Source organism: Citrobacter sp. 50677481 (genome assembly GCF_001463265.1).
Classification (GTDB): domain Bacteria; phylum Pseudomonadota; class Gammaproteobacteria; order Enterobacterales; family Enterobacteriaceae; genus Citrobacter_A; species Citrobacter_A sedlakii.
Genome location: NZ_LNHZ01000048.1, coordinates 144,896 through 165,900, shown reverse-complemented (window position 1 = coordinate 165,900; position 21,005 = coordinate 144,896). Strand labels below are relative to the sequence as shown.

17 protein-coding genes are annotated in these 21,005 nt (G+C 55.6%); 4 read left to right on the top strand and 13 right to left on the bottom strand.

Annotated elements, in window-relative coordinates:
* Positions 1-4: 4 nt before the first annotated feature.
* The 6 genes from napB to napF are packed head-to-tail and all read right to left on the bottom strand — an operon-like array spanning position 5 to position 5,230.
* A complete protein-coding gene (gene napB, locus APU02_RS12275) occupies positions 5-454 on the bottom strand; it encodes a nitrate reductase cytochrome c-type subunit (protein ID WP_042290535.1) in 450 nt (149 codons plus the stop codon).
* Positions 451-1,314 carry a quinol dehydrogenase ferredoxin subunit NapH gene (napH, locus tag APU02_RS12270; protein WP_042290537.1) on the bottom strand — a complete coding sequence of 288 codons (864 nt, stop codon included), beginning with the start codon at positions 1,312-1,314 and terminating at the stop codon, positions 451-453. Before napH ends, napB begins: the two co-directional genes overlap by 4 nt.
* Entirely contained in the window at positions 1,301-1,996 is a 696-nt protein-coding gene (gene napG / locus APU02_RS12265) for a ferredoxin-type protein NapG (RefSeq protein WP_060570143.1), read from the bottom strand. The genes napH and napG overlap by 14 nt, the downstream gene beginning before the upstream one ends.
* 6 nt (positions 1,997-2,002) lie before the next feature.
* Positions 2,003-4,489: a nitrate reductase catalytic subunit NapA gene (gene napA / locus APU02_RS12260; protein WP_060570142.1), complete on the bottom strand. Its 2,487-nt coding sequence runs from the start codon at positions 4,487-4,489 to the stop codon at positions 2,003-2,005.
* Positions 4,486-4,749, bottom strand: a complete 264-nt coding sequence (gene napD / locus APU02_RS12255; protein ID WP_042290545.1) for a chaperone NapD — start codon at positions 4,747-4,749, stop codon at positions 4,486-4,488. The genes napA and napD overlap by 4 nt, the downstream gene beginning before the upstream one ends.
* Entirely contained in the window at positions 4,739-5,230 is a 492-nt protein-coding gene (napF, locus tag APU02_RS12250; RefSeq protein ID WP_042290548.1) for a ferredoxin-type protein NapF, read from the bottom strand. Before napF ends, napD begins: the two co-directional genes overlap by 11 nt.
* Before the next feature lie 412 nt (positions 5,231-5,642).
* Here napF and eco point away from each other — a divergent pair, with 412 nt between their 5' ends.
* Positions 5,643-6,140, top strand: a complete 498-nt coding sequence (gene eco, locus APU02_RS12245; protein WP_060570161.1) for a serine protease inhibitor ecotin — start codon at positions 5,643-5,645, stop codon at positions 6,138-6,140.
* A gap of 93 nt (positions 6,141-6,233) precedes the next feature.
* On the opposite strand, the gene mqo is transcribed toward eco, so the two are convergent.
* On the bottom strand, positions 6,234-7,895 hold the full coding sequence (gene mqo / locus APU02_RS12240; RefSeq protein WP_060570141.1) for a malate dehydrogenase (quinone): 1,662 nt from the start codon (positions 7,893-7,895) through the stop codon (positions 6,234-6,236).
* Positions 7,896-8,170: 275 nt separating this feature from the next.
* Here mqo and APU02_RS12235 point away from each other — a divergent pair, with 275 nt between their 5' ends.
* A complete protein-coding gene (locus tag APU02_RS12235) occupies positions 8,171-9,415 on the top strand; it encodes a SulP family inorganic anion transporter (protein ID WP_060570140.1) in 1,245 nt (414 codons plus the stop codon).
* Here the strand turns inward: APU02_RS12235 and mgtE are convergent.
* The 6 genes from mgtE to APU02_RS12205 form a co-directional block, all read right to left on the bottom strand.
* Entirely contained in the window at positions 9,378-10,814 is a 1,437-nt protein-coding gene (mgtE, locus tag APU02_RS12230; RefSeq protein ID WP_042290555.1) for a magnesium transporter, read from the bottom strand. The two genes, APU02_RS12235 and mgtE, sit on opposite strands and share 38 nt — an antisense overlap.
* 151 nt (positions 10,815-10,965) lie before the next feature.
* Positions 10,966-12,609 (bottom strand): multidrug ABC transporter permease/ATP-binding protein, encoded by a 1,644-nt coding sequence (locus APU02_RS12225; protein ID WP_042290557.1) that lies wholly within the window; start codon positions 12,607-12,609, stop codon positions 10,966-10,968.
* 75 nt (positions 12,610-12,684) lie between these two features.
* Positions 12,685-13,335 carry a DNA oxidative demethylase AlkB gene (alkB, locus tag APU02_RS12220; RefSeq protein WP_060570139.1) on the bottom strand — a complete coding sequence of 217 codons (651 nt, stop codon included), beginning with the start codon at positions 13,333-13,335 and terminating at the stop codon, positions 12,685-12,687.
* Positions 13,335-14,399 (bottom strand): bifunctional DNA-binding transcriptional regulator/O6-methylguanine-DNA methyltransferase Ada, encoded by a 1,065-nt coding sequence (ada, locus tag APU02_RS12215; protein ID WP_060570138.1) that lies wholly within the window; start codon positions 14,397-14,399, stop codon positions 13,335-13,337. The genes alkB and ada overlap by 1 nt, the downstream gene beginning before the upstream one ends.
* Before the next feature lie 227 nt (positions 14,400-14,626).
* Complete coding sequence (apbE, locus tag APU02_RS12210) at positions 14,627-15,682, bottom strand: FAD:protein FMN transferase ApbE (protein ID WP_060570137.1); 1,056 nt, start codon at positions 15,680-15,682, stop codon at positions 14,627-14,629.
* A 115-nt stretch (positions 15,683-15,797) separates the two neighbouring features.
* The gene (locus APU02_RS12205) at positions 15,798-16,913 is read right to left on the bottom strand and encodes a porin OmpC (RefSeq protein ID WP_042290569.1); all 1,116 of its coding nucleotides are present in this window, start codon (positions 16,911-16,913) and stop codon (positions 15,798-15,800) included.
* A gap of 742 nt (positions 16,914-17,655) precedes the next feature.
* On the opposite strand from APU02_RS12205, the gene rcsD reads away from it, so the two are divergent.
* Positions 17,656-20,325 (top strand): phosphotransferase RcsD, encoded by a 2,670-nt coding sequence (gene rcsD, locus APU02_RS12200; RefSeq protein ID WP_060570136.1) that lies wholly within the window; start codon positions 17,656-17,658, stop codon positions 20,323-20,325.
* Between the two features lie 16 nt (positions 20,326-20,341).
* Positions 20,342-20,992, top strand: a complete 651-nt coding sequence (rcsB, locus tag APU02_RS12195; protein WP_042290573.1) for a response regulator transcription factor RcsB — start codon at positions 20,342-20,344, stop codon at positions 20,990-20,992.
* Positions 20,993-21,005 lie beyond the last annotated feature (13 nt).

The window sequence follows — 21,005 nt, the reverse complement described above, 5'->3', positions numbered from 1 at the left end:
CCTCTTATTTTCCGTAACCTTTGGATGGCGTAAAGCTGTTGCCAACAATCGGCGCGGCATCGGCCTGCGGGACGTGACACTGCAAGCAGAAATAACGACGCGGCGCCACTTCCGCCAGCACTTTACCGTCGCTGTCCATAAAGTGCGTCGGGCTGATGCGCGGCGCGCCAGTGGTGCGATAGCTTTCTACGCCGTGGCATTGCAGACAGCGGTTAGTGTTAGTGGTCACCTGATAACCCTCGACGCTATGGGGAATCATCGGCGGCTGGTTGACATAATTCAGCGGCATACGCTCCTGCTCTTTCGGCATGCGAATCGCCCCTTCCTGCGTACCGGACACTTCCGGCGACTGGCTAAAATCCACTCCGTTTGCCGCCCAGACCGCGCCGCTGACTACCAGGGCAAGCAGGGCCGTCCATTGACACAGCGCTTTCTTCAGGTCATGGCTTTTCATGATTTCGCTCCCGAACTCCATCGTGTAGTTATTGTAAATACATCCTCAGAACAGACATCCACGCAGCGACCGCAGGTCATGCAATCGCGACTGGTGACCTGCACCGGGCTTTGCTCATCCAGCACCGGGGCACGTAGCACATGCGGTTCCGGGCAAACATGAAAACAGTCCATACAGCGGTTACATTTCTGTCGGTCAGTCGCCGCAACGGTTAATGCGCCTTTGCTACCCAGCACGCCATACAGCGCGCCTAAAGGACAGAGATGTCCGCACCAGCCGTGTTCAACGACCAGTAAATCAAACAAAAACAGAGCGATAATCAGCAGTGCGCCGCTACCAAAGCCCATCACCAGGCTACGCCCCATCAGGGAGACGGGGTTGATCCATTCCCACAGCAGCGTTCCGGTCAGGGCCGATCCGACCAGGACCACAACCAGCAGCACGTACCGTATATGACGCGGCAGCGTTGCGGACTGATTCAGGTCAAATCTTCTGCGCAGCCAGGCCGCAAAATCGGTCACGGGATTCAGCGGACAGACCCAACTGCAAAACAATCGCTTTCCTGCCAGGGCGTACAGCAGAGCAATAATCACCGCCCCGGTCAGCGCCAGCGCTGCGGGCAGATGACCGCTCGCCAGGCTTTGCAGGGTCATCAGCGGATCGGTCAGCGGGATGGTGTCCAGCAACAGGCTACCGGAGTAGTTGCCATGCAGGATCCACACCCCAAACCACGGTCCGCTAAGAAACATGCCCAGCACCGCAAACTGGCTGAGGCGGCGAAGCGCCAGCCAACGGTGACTGCGCCACCAGCCTTTTTTCGCCAGCGCTTCGCGCCCGGCGTCACGTTTACGATTTGCCATCGTTCCCCTCCAGCCAACCGAAGCGGTAATGGTGGCCTAACTCCCCTTTCGCCAACGACAGCGGCAGCACCTTGATGGCGGGCTGTTCCAGGACGCAGACTTTTTCGCACTTACCGCAGCCGGTACAGGCGTCGCTGTGAACGGTGGGAAGAAATCGCGCATGCTTGCCGGTACGCATATTGCGATCCAGCTCCAGCGTGATGGCCTCGTCGATTTTCGGGCACTCGCGATAACAGACGTCGCAACGCAGTCCCTGAAAGTTCAGGCAGTTTTCCTGATCCAACAGCACCGCCAGCCCCATGCGCGAGTCATCAATGGATTCGATGTCTTTATCCAGCGCTCCACTGGGGCAGACCCTGGCGCACGGAATGTCTTCGCACATTTCGCAGGGAATATCGCGGGCAACAAAATAGGGTGTTCCCGCCGACAAACCCGACGCCAGCGTCGCCAGCTTTAAGGTGTCGTACGGACACGCCTGTACGCACTGCCCGCAGCGCACGCAGGCGCTGGCGAACGCGTTTTCGCTCAGCGCGCCGGGCGGGCGCAGCCGCACGCCTGTGGCTCGCGCGGTCTGCTGTTGCAGCCCCAGCGCCACGCCTACAGCTGCCAGCCCGCCCGCTGTGCGAACCACGTCGCGCAGAAAGCGGCGGCGGCCATTTTGCGGTTTCGCTGACCGGGACATGATGGCTTACACCTTCGCCAGTTTCACGGCGCACTTCTTGAAATCCGTCTCTTTAGAGAGCGGATCCGTCGCGTCCAGCGTCAGGTTGTTCACCAGCTGCGCGGCGTCGAAGAACGGCATGTACACCAGCCCCTGCGGCGGACGGTTACGTCCACGGGTTTCGACAATCGAAACAACCTCGCCACGACGGGAGATCACCTTCACTTTGTCGCCACGACGCAGATCGCGGGCTTTCGCATCCAACGGATGGATAAACAGCACCGCTTCCGGGAACGCGCGGTGCAATTCCGGCACGCGGCGGGTCATACTGCCGGTATGCCAGTGCTCCAGTACGCGGCCGGTTGAGAGCCACAGGTCATACTCTTTGTCAGGCGATTCGGCGGCTGGCTCAAACGGCAGCGCGAAGATCACCGCTTTGCCGTCTGGCTTGCCATAGAATTTGTAGCCCTCGCCCGCCTTCACGTACGGGTCATGGCCTTCGCTGTAGCGCCACTGCGTCTCTTTGCCGTCCACTACCGGCCAGCGCAGCCCCCGCGCCTTGTGATAATCGTCGAACGGGGCCAGATCGTGACCGTGACCGCGTCCAAACCACGCGTATTCTTCGAACAGCCCTTTTTGCAGATAGAAGCCCAGCTCGCGGGACTCATCGTTAAGCTGATCCTCTTTCAGCTCCGCCACCGGGAACTTCGTGACCGCCGGGGTGGCAAACAGCACGTCGTACAGCGTTTTACCGCGCAGTTCCGGTTTCTTCGCCAGCAGTTCTTCCGGCCACACCTCCTCGGTTTTGAAACGGCGCGAGAACTGCACCAGTTGCCACAGGTCGGATTTGGCCTCTCCCGGCGCTTTAATTTGCTGACGCCAGAACTGGGTGCGACGCTCGGCGTTGCCGTAAGCCCCCTCTTTTTCCACCCACATCGCAGTGGGCAGGATCAGGTCGGCGGCCAGCGCACTGACGGTCGGATACGGATCGGAGACAATGATAAAGTTGCGCGGATCGCGCCAGCCAGGCATACGCTCTTCATTGATGTTCGGACCGGCCTGCATATTGTTGGTACACATTGTCCAGTAGACGTTAAGCTTACCGTCTTTCAACGCCCGGTCCTGAGCGACAGCGTGAAGCCCCACCTTCGCCGGAATCGTCCCCGCCGGGATATTCCAGTGCTTCTCACAGATATCGCGGTGTTTTTCGTTGGTCACCACCATGTCCGCCGGCAGACGGTGGGAGAACGTCCCCACTTCACGCGCGGTGCCGCAGGCGGAAGGCTGACCGGTCAGCGAGAACGGTCCGCAACCCGGCTGGGCGATTTTACCGGTCAACAGGTGAATGTTGTACACCAGGTTGTTGGCCCACACGCCGCGGGTATGCTGGTTGAAGCCCATCGTCCAGTAGGAGATCACTTTTTTATTCGGATCGGCGTACAGCTGCGCCAGTTTTTCCAGCTGATCTTTGGGCACGCCGGTCATTTCGGCGGTCTTGTCCAGCGTGTATTCCGCAACAAAGGCTTTGTAATCTTCAAAGCCCATCGGTTCGGAGGCGTCGGAGCCGGGGTTCTTCGCCGCTTTCTCCAGCGGATGGGTCGGACGCAGGCCGTAACCAATATCGGTCACCCCTTTGCGCACGTTGACGTGTTTACTGAAGAAATCCTGGTTAATCGCGTTGTTCTGAATGATGTAGTTCGCGATGTAGTTGAGGATCACCAGGTCAGTCTGCGGAGTGAAGATCATGCCGTTGTCCGCCAGCTCAAAGCTACGATGCTGGAAGGTGGACAGTACGGCGACGGTCACGTTCGGATCGGACAGACGACGGTTGGTGATGCGTGACCAGAGGATCGGGTGCATCTCCGCCATGTTGGCGCCCCACAGCACGAAAGCGTCGGTGTGCTCAATATCGTCATAGCAGCCCATCGGTTCATCCATCCCGAAGGTGCGCATAAAACCAACCACCGCCGACGCCATACAATGGCGGGCGTTTGGATCGATGTTGTTTGAACGAAAACCGGCTTTAAACAGTTTCGCCGCGGCGTAGCCTTCCCAGATGGTCCACTGACCGGAACCAAACATACCGATAGATTCCGGGCCTTTCTCTTTCAGTGAGGTTTTGAATTTCTCTTCCATCACGTCGAAAGCCTGATCCCAGCTGATCGGCGTAAATTCGCCGTCTTTGCTGTATTTTCCGTCTTTCATGCGCAGCAACGGCTGCGTTAAACGATCATCGCCGTACATGATTTTGGGCAGAAAGTAGCCCTTGATGCAGTTCAGACCACGGTTAACCGGCGCGTCCGGGTCGCCCTGACAGGCGACGATACGCCCCTGCTGGGTTCCCACCAGAACGCCACAGCCCGTACCGCAAAAACGGCAGGGCGCTTTATCCCATTTAATGGCTTCCTGCTGACCCACAACTGCGCGGGCGACGCCCGGCACGCTTAGCCCGGCAGCCGCCGCAGCGGCCGCAACGGCGTTAGCTTTCATAAAGCTACGACGACTGAGTTTCATGGTGTTTCCTCACCTTGCTCTTCCTGCTGGTGATAAACCAGCGACACCGCCAGCACGCCCGCAACGTTGCGTACCGACTCAATTGTTTGCATCAGCGTTTCACTGTGTTCTGCTTCGACGACCACAATCAGCTGACCGCTTTCGGTGTCACTGACCGCCACTTCGCAACCCGAAAAGGCGTTCACCCGCGCGCTGATATCCTGTAAATGTTCGCCTTTGGCCTGAACAATCAGGCTGCAGACCTGCCAGTTAGTGTGCATGGTTGTACTCCGCGGTAATGGCTGACACCGGACAACTGGCGGCACACGCGCCGCATCCGTTACAGGCCAGATTGTCGAGCTGCGGTTGATATATGCCGGACAGCGTCGGGCGAAAGGTAATCGCCTGAGGCTCGCAACTATCCTGACAGCGGCGGCATTCTACCGACTGGTACGCCAGACAGCCTTGCCCGAGAGTGAAAATCAGATCCCATGCCCTGGTGTGGCGCGGAAGAAAGAGAGATTCGGGGCAGGCCTGCGCGCACGCATAGCAGAAGCTGCATTCGTTTTGTTTGAAATTAACGCTCGGATAGCCGCCCGCGCCGCGTTGCAGGACGTCGTTTTCACACGCCTGGACACAGGCATCGCAGCGAGTGCAATGAGACAGAAAATGAGATTCTTCCCTGCTCCACGGCGGACGGATCCCGCTATTGGCGCTGCGCCAACTGCCTGTCAGTATGCCTCGACGGGATAGATCAACCATGGCATCGCCCTTCCATAAACGACGCTCCCCCAGGCGGGGTGAACGACAATAAAAACCGCATTACAACTACGTCATTATTATGTTGGCTAAGATATTAAAGGATGTGTCAGAGGTGCATACCCCAATCGGGGTAAAACAGGTGGTCGGATCAAAAGAGTGTTAAAGAAGCTTGTCAGAATGTGCTTCTGCGCACAAATCAAAGGGTTATATAATACTTTATACAGCAACAATTCATGTTAGCGATTTATCTTATATAAATCAAATTAATCAGAACAATTCACCACTTCAAAACCCAACAAAGAGTTTATACACTTTAAAAATACGTAAATCTGAAGTTATTGATTAAAGGAATGTGTTAGCCTGACCTTAAAACCGTTCATAAGACATAAAAGGAACGCCTGTGAACTCAAAAATGAAGACAATGGTCCCTGCCGTTCTGTTCGCTGCCTTCGCCAGTACCGCCACCTGGGCGGCCTCAACGGAGAGCAACCCACAGCCACTGGAAAAAATCGCGCCGTATCCACAGGCGGAAAAAGGCATGAAGCGCCAGGTGATTCAGCTACCCCATCAGGAAGACGAATCTACCCTGAAAGTAGAACTGCTGATTGGCCAGACGCTGGAAGTCGACTGCAATCAGCACCGCCTGGGCGGCGAACTGGACAGCAAGACGCTGGAAGGCTGGGGCTATGACTATTATGTGTTTGATAAACTCACCTCGCCGGTTTCCACTATGATGGCCTGCCCGGACGGTAAGAAAGAGAAAAAATTTGTTACCGCTTATCTGGGCGACGACGGGATGCTGCGCTATAACAGCAAACTGCCGATCGTGGTGTATACCCCGGCGAACGTCGACGTGAAGTACCGTATCTGGAAAGCGGAAGAGAAAATTCAGGATGCGGTAGCGCGTTAAGGCACGGTTTATCGGCTGGCGGCACCGCCTCATCCGGCCTACGGATTTTCGTTGCAGGCCGGATGAGGCGGTGCCGCCAACCGCGACTCGGGATTAAAGCGCGATATCCGCCACTTCTTTACGCGCGGGCTGCGGTTGCGCCTGCGGTTTTAGCTGGGGTTTCGGCGCGACGTCCGCGGCCTGCGGCGTATCGTATTTCAGACCAAGCACTTCGCTGGTGTACTGCAACTCCTGCTCCGTTGCCGCCACATTTCCGTTCAGTTTCGTGCCATAAGACGGAATAATCGTCTTCAGCTTCGCCTGCCATTCCGGAGTCGCCACCTTGTCTTTAAATACCGTTTCCATCAGGTGCAGCATGATCGGTGCTGCGGTGGAGGCGCCCGGCGATGCGCCTAACAGCGCCGCAACGGTTCCTTCTTTATCGCTCACCACTTCGGTGCCCAGACGCAGCACGCCACCTTTGTCTTCATCACGCTTGATGATCTGCACGCGCTGGCCCGCCTGCCACAGACGCCAGTCTTCTTTTTTAGCCTGCGGATAATACGCTTTTAGTGCCTCAAATCGATCGTCGTCGCTCAGCATCACCTGGCTAATCAGGTATTTCACCAGATCGAAGTTATCCATTCCAACGTTCACCATCGGCATAAAGTTCGAGGTGGTGGTGGAGCTTAGCAGATCCCACAGCGAGCCGTTTTTCAGGAATTTTGTCGAGAAAGTGGCGAACGGCCCGAACAGCACAACGCGCTTACCGTCCAGCACGCGGGTATCGATATGCGGGACGGACATCGGCGGTGCGCCAACGGAAGCCTGACCGTATACTTTCGCCAGGTGGCGATTCACCACGTCCGGATTCTCCGCAACCAGGAACTGGCCGCCCACCGGGAAACCAGCATAGTCTTTAGCTTCAGGAATACCGGTTTCCTGCAGCAGCTTCAGCGCCGCACCGCCTGCGCCAATAAAGACAAACTTCGCTTTAATCTGATGTTCCGCTTCACCCTTTTTCAGATCCGCGACGGTAACCGTCCAGGTGTTGTCGCTGTTGCGTTTAAAGCCGCGCACTTCTGTATTCAGCTCCAGCGCAAAGTTAGGCTTTTTCTGCAGCGAGGCCACCAGCTGTCGCGTGATTTCACCATAGTTGACGTCCGTACCAATTTCGGTACGCGTGGCGGCCACTTTCTGGTTCGGGTCGCGCCCTTCCATCACCAGCGGCGCCCACTCTTTAATCTGCGCATGATCTTCGGAATAGCGCATTCCACGGAACAGCGTGCTCTGCTGTAGCGCGGCGTAGCGGGCACGCAGGAAGTTGACGTTCTCATCTCCCCAGACAAAGCTCATGTGCGGGACGGTGGTGATAAAGGAGCGCGGATCGTGCAGAACGTTGTTCTTCACCTGATGCGCCCAGAACTGACGGGAAATCTGGAAGGCCTCATTAATTTCGACTGCCTTTTCGGTACTGATGCTGCCGTCGGCTTTCTTAGGCGTATAGTTCAACTCCATCAGCGCCGAGTGCCCGGTGCCGGCGTTATTCCAGCCGTTCGAGCTTTCCTGCGCCACGCCGTTAAGGCGTTCCACCATGGTCATCGACCAGTCAGGTTCCAGTTCTTGCAGATAGGTTCCTAATGTGGCGCTCATGATGCCGCCGCCAATCAGCAGCACGTCCGTTTCCTGCTCTTCCGTCGCTTTCGCTTTTGCCGCCATAGAGACAGCATTCAGCCCCACGGCCATTGAGAAGAGCATGGCAGTCACTTTTTTCATATTGTAATGCCTTACTTTTAGTATCGTTTTTTTGCTTTTTGCAGGTGAAAATCGAGCGGCATCAACGTTAACATTTCAACAATAAGATTTAAATATTGTTTATAAATTATATTAAGATTTTAAAGATGTTATTAATACGTTGATTTTTTATAAGGATATTCACAAGATTTTCTGGAAACTCGCGCGCCAGGCAGGTACTATGCGACGCTTTGTTTCCATCGCACGGACGCCAGTCGGTCTGCTGTTATCAGGCCATTTCCGACCTGAGAGTATTTATGTCTGTAACCCCTTCTTCTGCCGTCGCGGCAGACAACACCGTCAGCGGTGTCATGCGCTCGCCACGCCTGCTGGCGCGCGAAACGCTGGCGGGCGTGATCACCGCGCTGGCGCTGATCCCCGAAGTGATTTCCTTTTCCGTTATCGCTGGCGTTGATCCGAAAGTCAGCCTGATCGCCTCGGTGGTGCTATGCCTGGCGATGTCGGTACTCGGCGGTCGGCCGGCGATGGTAACCGCCGCCGCGGGCTCCGTGGCGCTGGTAATTGGTCCGATGGTGCATCAGCACGGCGTGGGATACATCCTGCCTGCGGTCATTCTGGCCGGGTTGATTCAAATCCTGTTCGGCGTGACCGGTATGGCGCGTCTGATGCGCTTTATCCCCTCTGCGGTGATGACCGGCTTTGTCAACGCCCTCGGTATTTTAATTTTCTTCGCCCAGGTTCCCCATTTCTGGAGTAAAAGCCCGTTAATCTGGGGATTGTTTGCCCTGACGCTGTTGATCGTGCTGTGGGCGCCGCGGTTTATCAAAAGCGTTCCCGCGCCGCTGATCGCCATTGTGTTATTGACGGTGTTTACGGTGACCACCGGTCAGATCCTGCCGACGGTGGGCGATGAAGGCTCAATGAGCGGCGGACTCCCCGGACTGACGCAACTGCGGGTGCCGCTGAATCTGGATACGCTGACCATTATCTGGCCGTGCGCGCTGAGCATCGCGTTTGTCGGTCTGATGGAGTCGCTGCTGACCGCGAAGCTGGTCGACGACCTGACGGTCACGCCGTCAAACAAAAATCGCGAAAGCGCCGGTCTGGGCATCGCCAATATCTGCGCCGGTTTTTACGGCGGGATCGCAGGCTGCGCGATGATCGGCCAGACCATTGTCAACGTTGAGATGGGGAAAGGACGCAGCCGCGTATCGACTTTCGCCGCGGGTGTGGTGTTGCTTCTGCTGGTTACGGCTCTGAGCGAGGTGATGGCAAAAATCCCCATGTCGGTGCTGGCGGGGATCATGGTGATTGTGGCGGTAAAAACCTTTAGCTGGCACAGCATTCAGCCCAGCACGCTGTCAACTCTGCCCGTCACAGAAACGCTGGTGATGCTGGTCACCGTGGGCGCAACGGTTTCTACCGACAACCTGGCGATTGGCGTGGTTGCCGGTGTGCTGGCGATGGGCCTGTTTCCGCGCGTTATCAGAAGTAAAAAACGCGCTACAGAAGAAACAGCGTCGCCAGCCCAAGAAAAATAAAGAAGCCGCCGGTATCGGTAATCGCGGTAATCATGACGCTCGAGCCGACCGCCGGGTCGCGCCCGAGCCTGACCATCGTCATAGGGATGATGACCCCCATCAGCGCCGCCACCAGCAGGTTGAGCACCATCGCCAGGGTCATCACGCCGCCGAGCGCCATGTCGTCATACAACCACCAGGTGATGCCGCCCATAATCCCGCCCCAGACGAGACCATTCACCAGCGCGACGCCCATTTCACGCAGGATCAAAAAGCTCAGGTTACCGGGCTGAATGTTCTGCAACGCCAGCGCGCGGACGATCATGGTGATGGTCTGATTGCCGGTATTACCGCCTATCCCGGCAACGATAGGCATCAGCGAGGCCAGCGCCACCAGCTGCGAGATGGTATGTTCAAACCCATCGATGACCCGCGAGGCGATGAACGCCGTACAGAGGTTGACAGCCAACCACGCCCAGCGCGTTTTTACCGCTTTCGGCACTGGGGCAAAGACATCTTCCTCGGCGCTCAGCCCCCCCATCCGCCGGAGATCGCTGTCGGTTTCTTCGTACACCACGTCGACGATCTCATCAATGGTTAAGCGCCCCATCAGCTTGCCGGCGGGATCCACCACCGCCGCGCTGACCAGGTTGTCACGTTCAAACGTGCGCGCCGCGTTTTCCGCGATATCTTCCGGCTCAAAGGTCAGGGGATCGTTATCCATGACCTCGCTGACCTGGCGCTGTACGTCGTTGAGTAAAATGCAGGTCAGGGACAACTCCCCAACCAGCGTTTTATCGCGACGGGTGACGAACAGTTTGTCGGTGTTCTCAGGCATCTTGCCCAGCCGACGCAAATAACGCTGCACCGCCTGCAGAGTCACGTCGGGACGCACGGTAATGACCTCGAACTCCATGATCGCGCCGACGCGGTTCTTTTCGTAATGCATCACCTGGCGCACGCGGGCGCGCTCGTCCGCCGGTAATGACGCCAGCAGTCGTCCGGTCAGGTTTCTCGGCAGGTGTTGCACCAGATAGATCTGTTCGTCAATGTCCAGATATTGCAGGGCATCGAGCAGTTCCCTGTCGGTCATTTCGTCGATCAGGTCATCCCAGACGCTTTCCGACGCTTCGAGCAGCACGTAACCGCGCTTTGCCTTATCAACCAGGTGCCACAGCGCGTGGCGTTCCTCTGATGGCAGCGCTTCAAGGGTATCCGCCAAATCCGGCGGCGGCAGATGGGCGACCAGAGCGCCTACCTCAGCAATATCGTCGGCAAGCGTACCGACATCATATTGCTCAGCCAGGGTGAGTTTGCCCAGTAAGGTGGAAACGACCGCTTTGTCGGTCGTGAGAAGCCAGATCAGGCGCGCACGTTCTTCATCGCGCAGCCTTGCGCTGTTTTTGGTTTTTACAGACATTAATCATAAATCCATGATATGAGTTGCCATTAAGCATGGTGCGAGATGATGTAAATAACAATAAACGGCATTAGCGGACGGATAAAAAAACGGCAGGCGACAATCCGCTCACCCGACGTGCGCAGGGCCATCGGGCGAACGGTTGTCAGCTTCAGGCGGTACGCGCCACCGCATCACGCGACGCAGCGTCGCGCTCATCGCCCACCAGCTCGCTCAGTTGACCGTTACGCATTTCCAGCAGGCGGTCGGCGTGTACAAAGTAGTGATCGTCGTGGCTAATGGCGAAAATGGTTTTCCCCATCTCCTGCATCAGCGGCAGCAGCACCTGATAAAATTCGCGGCGAAAGTGCGGGTCCTGGTCAGCCGCCCATTCATCAAGCAGAATGATGTCCCGCTCTTCCGCCAGCGCCAGCAGCAGCGCCACGCGCTTTTTTTGCCCTTTTGACAGTTTAAGATTCAGGATCCGCCCGTCGCGCAGTTCCAGCTTGTGCGCCATTTTCAGGTGCGCGAGCCACTTCTCAACCAGCGCCGGATCTGCCGGTTTGCCTTCCGGACCAAGCAGTTGATCAAACAACCAGACGTCGGTAAATACCGCCGAAAACAGCTTACGGTAATCTTCCGGTTTCTCTGCGGATAGTGGCTTGCCGTCGAGCAGAATTTCGCCGGACTGCGGCTGGTACAGCCCCGTCAGCAACATCGCCAGCGTCGACTTGCCGCTGCCGTTACCGCCGATCAAAAACAGCAGTTCGCCGCGATGAAGGGTAAGGTTCACTGGCCCCACGGCAAAGGCGTTGTCCTGATAGTGAAAGGTGACGTCGCGCAGTTCGAGGGTTTTCCAGTCCGCGAACGCCTGCGGGCGGGGAAATTCCGCTCTGAACGGCGCCAGCGCGAATGTGTTCAGCTTGTTAAAGGCCACCTGAGCCGTCAGCAGCGTCGGCAATGCCCCTACCGCCGACAGCAGCGGCGTACGCAGGAACAGCAGCGTCAGCGAATACGTGGCCGCGACGTTGGTATCCGCCCAGCCAAGACTATTCGCCATCCAGAACACCAGGCCAATGGCGCCGAGCATCATAATATTCGACCAGTTCACTGCACTCAGATGGAACGTATCGGCGCGAATAATATGGTGGCGATACTCCCGCGCGTCCGGCACGTACAGATGATTAAAGATCTGTTCGGCCCGCTCGCGGTTGAGGGTCAGCTCCTTGCGCCCTTCCAGCACCGTCTGATAATCGTTGTACAGCTTATCTTCCGTCTCACGCAGCGTCGCCATATGTCGGTAGACCCGCGCAACAAGCACGAACCCGCCCCAGATGGTGATCGCCATCCAGATTGCGGTCACCAGCAACATTTTGGTCGACAGCGTCGCCAGATATGCCGCGGACCCCACGGTGAGGATAATCCCCTGTACCAGCTCCGGCAGACGCACAAAAGCGATAGTAATGTTACGGATATCGCTGGTCAGTCCGGCCAGCAACGACGCGCTACCGAGCTGTTCGATGCGCTCGACGTGGGTATCCAGAATACGCTTGATGAACTCACTGCGCAGACGATAGACAAAGTGATGGCCGAGGGTGGTTAACGCCAGCTGCGAACCCAGCGTTACCGCCATCAGCAACAGTAATAAACCGAGGAATTCCGGTAACACCAGGAGCGACGTATCCGCCGTTTCGATCAGCCGCTGATTAATAAAGGCAATCAGCCCGATACCTAACGCGGCGCTGGCGAGGCTGAGCGCCATCACGCCGATAAATGGCCAGCGATACTGCCGCCAGACAAGAAGAAGGAGTTCCATTGAGACTACCCGGACAAGGAATAACTGCCCGCAGTTTAAACATCTCAACGCGATCGGCAATAATAATTCTTATTTTTATTCTTTTTTACCCGCCTGACGAAAGGTGAGATTGTAGCGGCAGTTTCCGGTTAACGGGTGAAGTCCGTCCTTCAGCGGTTGAATGCCATGATAAAACAGCCGCGATTCGCCCCCCCATACCACCACATCACCATGTTCCAGCATGAGGCGTTTCAGCGGATCGCTGCGCTTCAGGCCGCCGAACTGAAAAATGGCAGGCAGGCCCAGCGACACCGAGACAATCGGCGCGCGCAAATCCGGCTCGTCTTTATCCTGATGCAGCGACAGCTTCGCGCCAGGCGCGTAGCGGTTGATCAGGCAGGCGTCCGGCTGGAAATCCGTATAGCCCGCCGCCGTCGCCGCCCGCCGGCAAAGTTCGACAAACGATGCCGGAAAGGGCGGCCAGGCGTGACCAGTGAGTGGATCAACAGGGGAATAGACATAGCCGCGTCGATCGGTGGTCCAGCCCAGTTGTCCGCAGTTGGTCATCGCCACCGACATGGTGTAACCGCCGGGCGTGACCATCTGGCGAAACGGCGAACGGCTGGCCACCGCGTCGATATCCAGCATTAACCTCTGCGCCGCGCTGAAGGCAAAACGGCGCAGGATTGTCGCGCCGGGCGCCAGCGGCTCCTGCCAGGGTTGTGAATCGGCAAACAGATCGAGCATTATGACTCCTTATCTGATGACTCCCGCCGCAGCAGTTGCGCTTTGCGCGTTACCCCCCAGCGATAGCCCGAAAGCGCGCCATCGCCCCGCACCACCCGATGGCAAGGAATGACGATCGCCAGTTTGTTCGCCCCGCAGGCGCTGGCAACGGCGCGTACCGCTTTCGGTTTGCCGAGCGCGGCGGCCAGTTGCTGATAACTGACCGTTTCACCACAAGGAATGGCGCGCAGCGCCTGCCAGACCTGCTGCTGAAAAGCCGTGCCCTGAATATCCAGCGGCAGCGATAGCGGCACATCGCGCCCGTCAATACTGGCGATCACCTGACGCACACGCTGGTGAAACGCCTCATCAGCCGGTTCGCCGCGCGCCGACGGGAACAGCGCGCGCAGTTCGGCGATCAAACCTGCGTCGTCATCACCCAGCAAGATTGCGCAGATCCCGCGTTCGCTTTCCGCCACCAGGCAGCGCCCCAGCGCGCAGTCTGCAAGCGTATAGCGAACCGTCAGCCGTTCACCGCCGCGGCGAAACTGCGTTGCCGTCATCCCCAGCGCCGTATCGGCGTGACGGTAATAGCTGCTACTGTCAGGGAAACCGGCGTCGAGAATCGCCTGCGTGACGCTCTCCCCTTTGCCCAGCGCGTCGCGTAACCGACGCGCGCGCCAGGCCTGCTGCCAGGCTTTCGGCGTCATGCCGGTGGCGGCCTTGAACAGGCGGTGAAAATGGTACGGGCTCATTGCCACTTGCTGTGCCAGCGCCGCCAGCGTGATGGGGTTATCCTGCTCCAGCAACTGGCAGGCGCGGGTGATGTTATCCAGTCGGTGCTGCCGGGGATGGGCTTTATCCGGCTGACAGCGCTTACAGGGACGAAACCCTGCGGATAACGCGGCCTGCGCATCGGGAAAAAAGCGCACGTTTTTACGCAACGCGTGCTTAGCGCTGCAGGATGGCCGACAAAAAATGCCGGTGGTCTGTACCGCAAAGACAAACTGGCCGTCAGCGGCAGCGCTGCGTGCGAGCACAGCCTGCCAGCATTCATCAGGATTGTTCGACAGATTCGGTTTCATACGGGACTCCTTAAATAAGAGCCTAACCTAAGAGGCGTCATTGTGGCAGAGTTTCAACACGGACAGCGCGGAAGAACCGGAGCGTACACGGCGTACGGGAGGATCCTGAGCACTGCCGGAGGCAAAATGGCAAATGACATCGTCTATTGGGCCAGGCTCCTGGCATAGTGCCTGCTTAACGACAGTATGTTCGAAACCCCTTTCGCAAAAACCCGCAATCTTGCTGTTTAATTTTGTTCACCGATCAGAAAGGCGGAAAACTGTGGCGACATCCAGGTTTTAAAGTCCTCGCCCTCTTTGGTGATCATGTACACCGCCAGCCCTTCGCGGCGCACGACTTCTTTCGCTTTCTCGGCGCCGAGCACCATCAACCCGGTGTCCCAGCCGTCCGCTTCCAGCGCCGTCGGGGCGATAACCGTGACCGAAACCAGATTATGTTCAATAGGGCGGCCGGTCTGCGGATCGATAACATGCGAAAGCCGCTTACCGTCCACTTCATAATAGTTGCGATAACTGCCGGAGGTGCTGATGCCATGACCATTAATGTCCACCACCGCCTGAACGGCGTTTTCGCGATCGGTCGGTTTCTGGATCGCCACCCGCCACGGACGCCCTTCGGCGTTCATACCGCGACTGTTTAACGCTCCGCCAACGGAAACCAGATAACGCGCGATGCCTTCCTGCTCCATGAGCCGCGCCAGATGATCCGCCGCATAGCCCTCCCCCACCGTAGACAAATCAACATACAGATCCGGCAGATCTTTTTGCAGGTACTGCTGATGCGCCTGATTAATCACCGTCAGATGCTGGAGTCCGGTTTTCGCCTTCGCCGCATCGATCTGCGCCTGAGTGGGTACCTGCACCGGCTGTTTGTCCGGACCAAATCCCCAGAGATTCACCAGCGGACCGACGGTAATGTCCATCGCCCCCAGGGTTTTGTCGCCAATACGCAGCGAAGTGGTGATGATGTCCGCCATCGCCTCGCTAACTGGCCAGGGCGTGAGGCTTTTGGTGTGGTTAAAGCGCATCAACGCGGAATCATTTTTATACGTCGAGAGAAGCCGATCGTCAGCATCCAGTTGCGCCTGGATCCGGTTACGCAGTTTCTCTGCGCGCGCGGCGTCTATATCAACCACGCTCACGCGCCAGAACGTGCCCATGGTTTTACCTTCAAGCATCACCGGCGCCGATGCGGGAACCTGCGTCGTGTCAGGCGCGCTATCGCACCCGGTAAAAAAAAGCGTGGCGGCAAGGAGGGCCATCCGCGCAAAAGAAATTTCCATTGGTGATTGTCCTTCTGCGAAATTGCGCAAGGTTACACTAAAAACGCCCGACTGTACGCCGCGAAAAGTCCATAAAAAAAGGCCCCGCAGGGCCTTTTGTCGTCATGAAATGACCTTAGAACTGGTAAACCAGACCCAGTGCGACGATATCGTCAGTACCGATACCAGCAGCGCGGGTGAAGTCATTGTCGTCCAGCAGGTTGATTTTGTAATCAACATAGGTAGACATGTTTTTATTGAAGTAGTAAGTCGCGCCCACATCAACGTATTTCAGCAGATCTTCGTCGTCGTAGTTACGGCCGTTAACAGTTCCCAGGTTTTTGCCTTTGGACTGCAGGTAAGCCACGGACGGACGCAGGCCGAAGTCAAACTGATACTGCGCAACCACTTCAAAGTTCTGCGCTTTGTTTGCCCAGCCAATGTCGCCCGCACGCGTTGCGTTGTAAGTCTGGGTGTACTGTGCCGCCAGGTAGATGTTGTTGGCGTCGTATTTCAGGCCGCCAGTGTAGGTTTCAGCGCGATCGCCGTTACCAATGTAAATGCCGTTGTTCTGCTCATCCGTACGTTTGGAGCTGGTAACTGCCGCACCCAGACCGAAGCCTTCGCCCAGATCGTAAGTGACAGAACCGCCAACGCCGTCGCCGTTCTGGCGCAGGGCTTCACGACCATTGTTAGTAATGCCGGTCATACCTTCGCCGGACGGGCTGCCGTTTTTACCCTGGTACTGAACCGCAACGTTCAGGCCATCAACCAGACCGAAAAAGTCAGTGTTACGGTAGGTCGCGAAGCCGTTACCACGTTGCTGCATGAAGTTGTCAGAACCGTAGGTGTCACCGCCGAATTCCGGCAGTACGTCAGTCCAGGAGGTGACGTCATACGCCACGCCGTAGTTACGACCGTAGTCGAAAGAACCCGCATCGCCAAATTTAACCCCAGCAAACGCCACACGAGTCCAGGAGTTGTTTTCGCTTTCAGGCGCGTTACCCTGGATCTGATACTCCCACTGGCCGTAGCCGGTGATCTGATCGTTTACCTGCGTTTCGCCTTTGAAGCCGATACGCATGTAGGTCTGGTCGCCGTCAGCGCTGTTGTCATCGGAGAAATAGTGCAGACCGTCTACTTTACCAAACAGGTCTAATTTGTTGCCGTCTTTATTATAAATTTCAGCCGCATTTGCTGCGCCTGCTACCAGCAGAGCCGGTACCAGGAGGGACAGTACTTTAACTTTCATGTTATTAACCCTCTGTTATATGCCTTTATTTGCTTTTTTATGCCACTGCATACTGATTAACCCTCATTAACCAGTCGGCAAGTTCATTCTCCGCAAAAATGCAGAATAATCCAACACGAATATGATACTAAAACTTTTAAGATGTTTCAGATATCCACATAGATGTTTCAAAACATTAACAAGAAGGAACTTTTTATATCGCTCTGAAAGTCAAGAAATAAGCACAAATGTACAAGAAATAATAAAAATCCCTTAAATACAATAAAGTACAGACAAATAAAACATAGCACTGAATGACAAAACAAAATCGTCACTCACAACTAAAATAATCTCGCTATCATCATTAACTTTATTTATTACCGTCATTCATTTCTGAATGTCTGTTTACCCCTATTTCAACCGGATGCTTCGCATTCGGTTTTTTTTTACTTTTCTTTACACTCTCTTTCTGTTTATGTGCTACCGCATAAAAACAATCACCACAATCAATCATTCCGCTTCGTTTATTTCCTGAATGATATTCATAAACATTTTCTTGTTAATTAGTGCTATTTATCGCACAGCATCGGGTGATATTTGTACGACGCCTGTCGGGCTGTACACGTTTAACGCAAGCCGTTCGTTTCCCGTATATTCCGTGAATAGCGCTGTTCATCCGACGCGACGAGAGTGTGGAAATCTACAGCGTAGCCTTTATACTGCCCTATCACCTTTTGCGTTGCTTTACAGGTCATAACCACGAATGAGTCAGTCTGAAACCACGGCTACATCCCGCTTCTCCCTCCTGCCAGGAAGCATCACCCGCTTCTTTTTATTACTGATCATCGTACTGTTGGTGACGATGGGGGTAATGGTGCAGAGCGCGGTGAACGCATGGCTGAAAGATAAGAGCTATCAGATTGTCGACATTACCCATGCTATCCATAAAAGGGTGGATACCTGGCGGTACGTGACCTGGCAAATCTATGACAACATTGCCGCCTCCACCAGCCCTTCCACTGGCGAAGGATTGCAGGAAACACGGCTGAAGCAGGATGTTTACTATCTCGAGAAACCGCGCCGTAAAACGGAAGCGCTGATCTTTGGCTCGCACGACAGCGCCACGCTGGAAATGACCCAGCGCATTTCGACCTATCTCGACACCCTCTGGGGGGCGGAAACGGTGCCGTGGTCAATGTACTATCTCAATGGTCAGGATAACAGTCTGATCCTCATCTCCACGCTGCCGCTGAAAGACCTCTCCTCCGGATTTAAAGAATCCACTATTGGCAATATCGTCGACTCCCGTCGGGCGGAGATGCTTCAGCAGGCCAACGCGCTGGACGAGCGGGAGAGCTTCTCCTCGCTGCGGCGTCTGGCATGGCAGAACGGGCACTATTTTACCCTGCGTACCACGTTCAACCAGCCGGGACATCTGGCGACCGTGGTCGCGTTTGACCTGCCGATCAACGATCTCATCCCGCCCGGTATGCCGCTGGACAGTTTCCGCCTTGAGCCGGATACCACGCCCGCGACCACGCGAAATAATGAGAAAGAGTCGCCGGACAGCGTCAGCATCAGTTTTAACAGTTCAAAAATTGAAATTTCATCTGCGCTGAATTCAACGGATATGCGCCTTGTCTGGCAGGTGCCGTTCGGTACATTGCTGCTCGACACCCTGCAAAATATTCTGTTGCCGCTGTTGCTGAATATCGGCCTGCTTGCGCTGGCGCTGTTTGGCTATACCACTTTCCGTCATCAGCCGGGACGTTCAACAGAGGTTGCGCCCAACACGGCGGCGAATAATGAGTTGCGGATCCTGCGCGCCATCAATGAAGAGATCGTTTCCCTGCTGCCGCTGGGATTGCTGGTGCACGACCAGGAGGCCAACCGAACGGTGATCAGCAACAAAATTGCCGACCATCTGCTGCCGCATCTGAACCTGCAGAATATCACCAGCATGGCAGAGCAGCATCAGGGGGTGATCCAGGCGACGATCAATAACGAACTGTACGAAATCCGTCTGTTCCGCAGTCAGGTTGCGCCGCGTACCCAAATCTTCATCATCCGCGATCAGGATCGTGAAGTGCTGGTGAATAAAAAACTGAAACAGGCGCAGCGCTTGTATGAAAAAAATCAGCAGGGGCGCATCGCCTTCATGCAAAATATCAGCGATACGCTGAAAGAGCCGGTCAAAACCCTGGCCGACGAGATTGCTCAGGTCGCAGCGCCCGACTCGCAGAAGCTGGCCACTCAGGCTGACGTGCTGGTTCGCATGATTGATGAAATCCAGTTGGCGAACATGCTGGAAAACGATGCCTGGAAAAGTGAACCGACCCGATTCTCGGTGCAGACGCTGATTGATGAAGTGGTGCCGGAAGTCCTGCCGGCAATGAAGCGGAAAGGGCTGCAACTGCTGATCAACAACCGTCTGAACGCTAACGACGAGCGCCATGGCGACCGTAACGCGTTGCGCCGTATATTAATGCTGTTGATGCAGTATGCTGTCACCACCACCCAGATCGGCAAAATCACGCTTGAAGTTGATCAGGATGAATCCGTGGCGGAGCGCTTAACCTTCCGCATCCTGGACACCGGTGAAGGCGTGACGCTGAGCGAAATCGATAATCTGCATTTCCCGTTTATCAGCGAAACGCAGAAAGACCGGTATGGTAAAGCGAATCCCCTCACCTTCTGGTTGTGCGATCAACTGGCGCGCAAGCTGGGCGGACATTTGAATATCAAAGCGCGAGATACGCTGGGTACACGCTATACGGTCCATGTTAAAATGACGCCGTTGGATCAGCATGTAGAAGACGAGGAGCGTCTGCTGGATGATGTCAGCGTAATGATTGACGTGACCTCTAACGAGATTCGCACCATCGTGCTTCGCCAGTTAGAAAACTGGGGAGCCACCTGCATCACGCCGGACGAAAGACTCATAAGTCAAGAATATGATCTCTTTTTAACGGATAATCCGTCTAATCTTACTGCTTCCGGCTTGCTTTTAAGCGATGATGAGTCAGGCGTGCGGAAAATAGGCCCCGGCCAGCTTCGCGTCAACTTTAATATGAGTAATGCTATGCAGGAAGCTGTACTACAACTAATAGAAGAACAGCTGGCGCAGGAAGATATTCCGGAATCCCCCCTGGGCGGCGATGAAAATGCCGAACTTCATGCCAGCGGTTATTACGCGCTATTTGTAGACACAGTACCGGATGATGTTAAGAGGTTGTATACTGAGGCGGCAACCAGCGATTTTGCTGCGCTAGCCCAAACGGCTCACCGCCTGAAAGGCGTGTTTGCCATGCTAAATCTGGTACCCGGCAAGCAGTTATGTGAAACGCTGGAACATCTTATTCGCGAGAAAGATGCTCCAGGAATAGAAAAATACATCAGCGACATTGACGCCTACGTCAAGAGCTTGCTGTAGCAAGGTAGCCTTATACATGAACAATATGAACGTAATTATTGCCGATGACCATCCGATTGTACTGTTCGGTATTCGCAAGTCACTTGAACAAATCGAGTGGGTGAATGTTGTCGGCGAATTTGAAGACTCCACAGCACTGATTAACAATCTGCCAAAACTGGATGCACACGTATTGATTACCGATCTCTCTATGCCGGGCGACAAGTACGGTGATGGGATCACGTTAATCAAATACATCAAGCGTCATTTCCCGAGCCTGTCGATTATTGTTCTTACCATGAACAACAACCCGGCGATTCTGAGCGCGGTACTGGATCTGGATATCGAAGGGATCGTCCTGAAACAGGGCGCGCCGACCGACCTGCCGAAAGCGCTCGCGGCGCTGCAGAAAGGGAAAAAATTTACGCCGGAAAGCGTTTCCCGTTTGCTGGAGAAAATCAGCGCGGGCGGTTATGGAGACAAGCGCCTCTCACCAAAAGAGAGTGAAGTGCTGCGTCTGTTTGCCGAAGGTTTCCTGGTGACCGAAATCGCCAAGAAGCTGAACCGCAGCATTAAAACCATCAGCAGCCAGAAGAAATCAGCGATGATGAAACTGGGCGTCGAGAACGATATCGCACTGCTGAACTACCTGTCTTCTGTGACCCTGAGTCCGGCTGACAAAGAGTAATTCCTTTCCTGTG

Bases quoted from the DNA above. Each gene is read 5' to 3' on its own strand.
- napA (WP_060570142.1), bottom strand. From the start codon at position 4,489: ATGAAACTCAGTCGTCGTAGCTTTATGAAAGCTAACGCCGTTGCGGCC.
- mgtE (WP_042290555.1), bottom strand. From the start codon at position 10,814: ATGTCTGTAAAAACCAAAAACAGCGCAAGGCTGCGCGATGAAGAACGT.
- napB (WP_042290535.1), bottom strand. From the start codon at position 454: ATGAAAAGCCATGACCTGAAGAAAGCGCTGTGTCAATGGACGGCCCTG.
- rcsB (WP_042290573.1), top strand. From the start codon at position 20,342: ATGAACAATATGAACGTAATTATTGCCGATGACCATCCGATTGTACTG.
- napF (WP_042290548.1), bottom strand. From the start codon at position 5,230: ATGGTTGATCTATCCCGTCGAGGCATACTGACAGGCAGTTGGCGCAGC.
- alkB (WP_060570139.1), bottom strand. From the start codon at position 13,335: ATGCTCGATCTGTTTGCCGATTCACAACCCTGGCAGGAGCCGCTGGCG.
- mqo (WP_060570141.1), bottom strand. From the start codon at position 7,895: ATGAAAAAAGTGACTGCCATGCTCTTCTCAATGGCCGTGGGGCTGAAT.
- APU02_RS12225 (WP_042290557.1), bottom strand. From the start codon at position 12,609: ATGGAACTCCTTCTTCTTGTCTGGCGGCAGTATCGCTGGCCATTTATC.
- napD (WP_042290545.1), bottom strand. From the start codon at position 4,749: ATGCACACTAACTGGCAGGTCTGCAGCCTGATTGTTCAGGCCAAAGGC.
- apbE (WP_060570137.1), bottom strand. From the start codon at position 15,682: ATGGAAATTTCTTTTGCGCGGATGGCCCTCCTTGCCGCCACGCTTTTT.
- APU02_RS12235 (WP_060570140.1), top strand. From the start codon at position 8,171: ATGTCTGTAACCCCTTCTTCTGCCGTCGCGGCAGACAACACCGTCAGC.
- rcsD (WP_060570136.1), top strand. From the start codon at position 17,656: ATGAGTCAGTCTGAAACCACGGCTACATCCCGCTTCTCCCTCCTGCCA.
- eco (WP_060570161.1), top strand. From the start codon at position 5,643: ATGAAGACAATGGTCCCTGCCGTTCTGTTCGCTGCCTTCGCCAGTACC.
- ada (WP_060570138.1), bottom strand. From the start codon at position 14,399: ATGAAACCGAATCTGTCGAACAATCCTGATGAATGCTGGCAGGCTGTG.
- napH (WP_042290537.1), bottom strand. From the start codon at position 1,314: ATGGCAAATCGTAAACGTGACGCCGGGCGCGAAGCGCTGGCGAAAAAA.
- napG (WP_060570143.1), bottom strand. From the start codon at position 1,996: ATGTCCCGGTCAGCGAAACCGCAAAATGGCCGCCGCCGCTTTCTGCGC.
- APU02_RS12205 (WP_042290569.1), bottom strand. From the start codon at position 16,913: ATGAAAGTTAAAGTACTGTCCCTCCTGGTACCGGCTCTGCTGGTAGCA.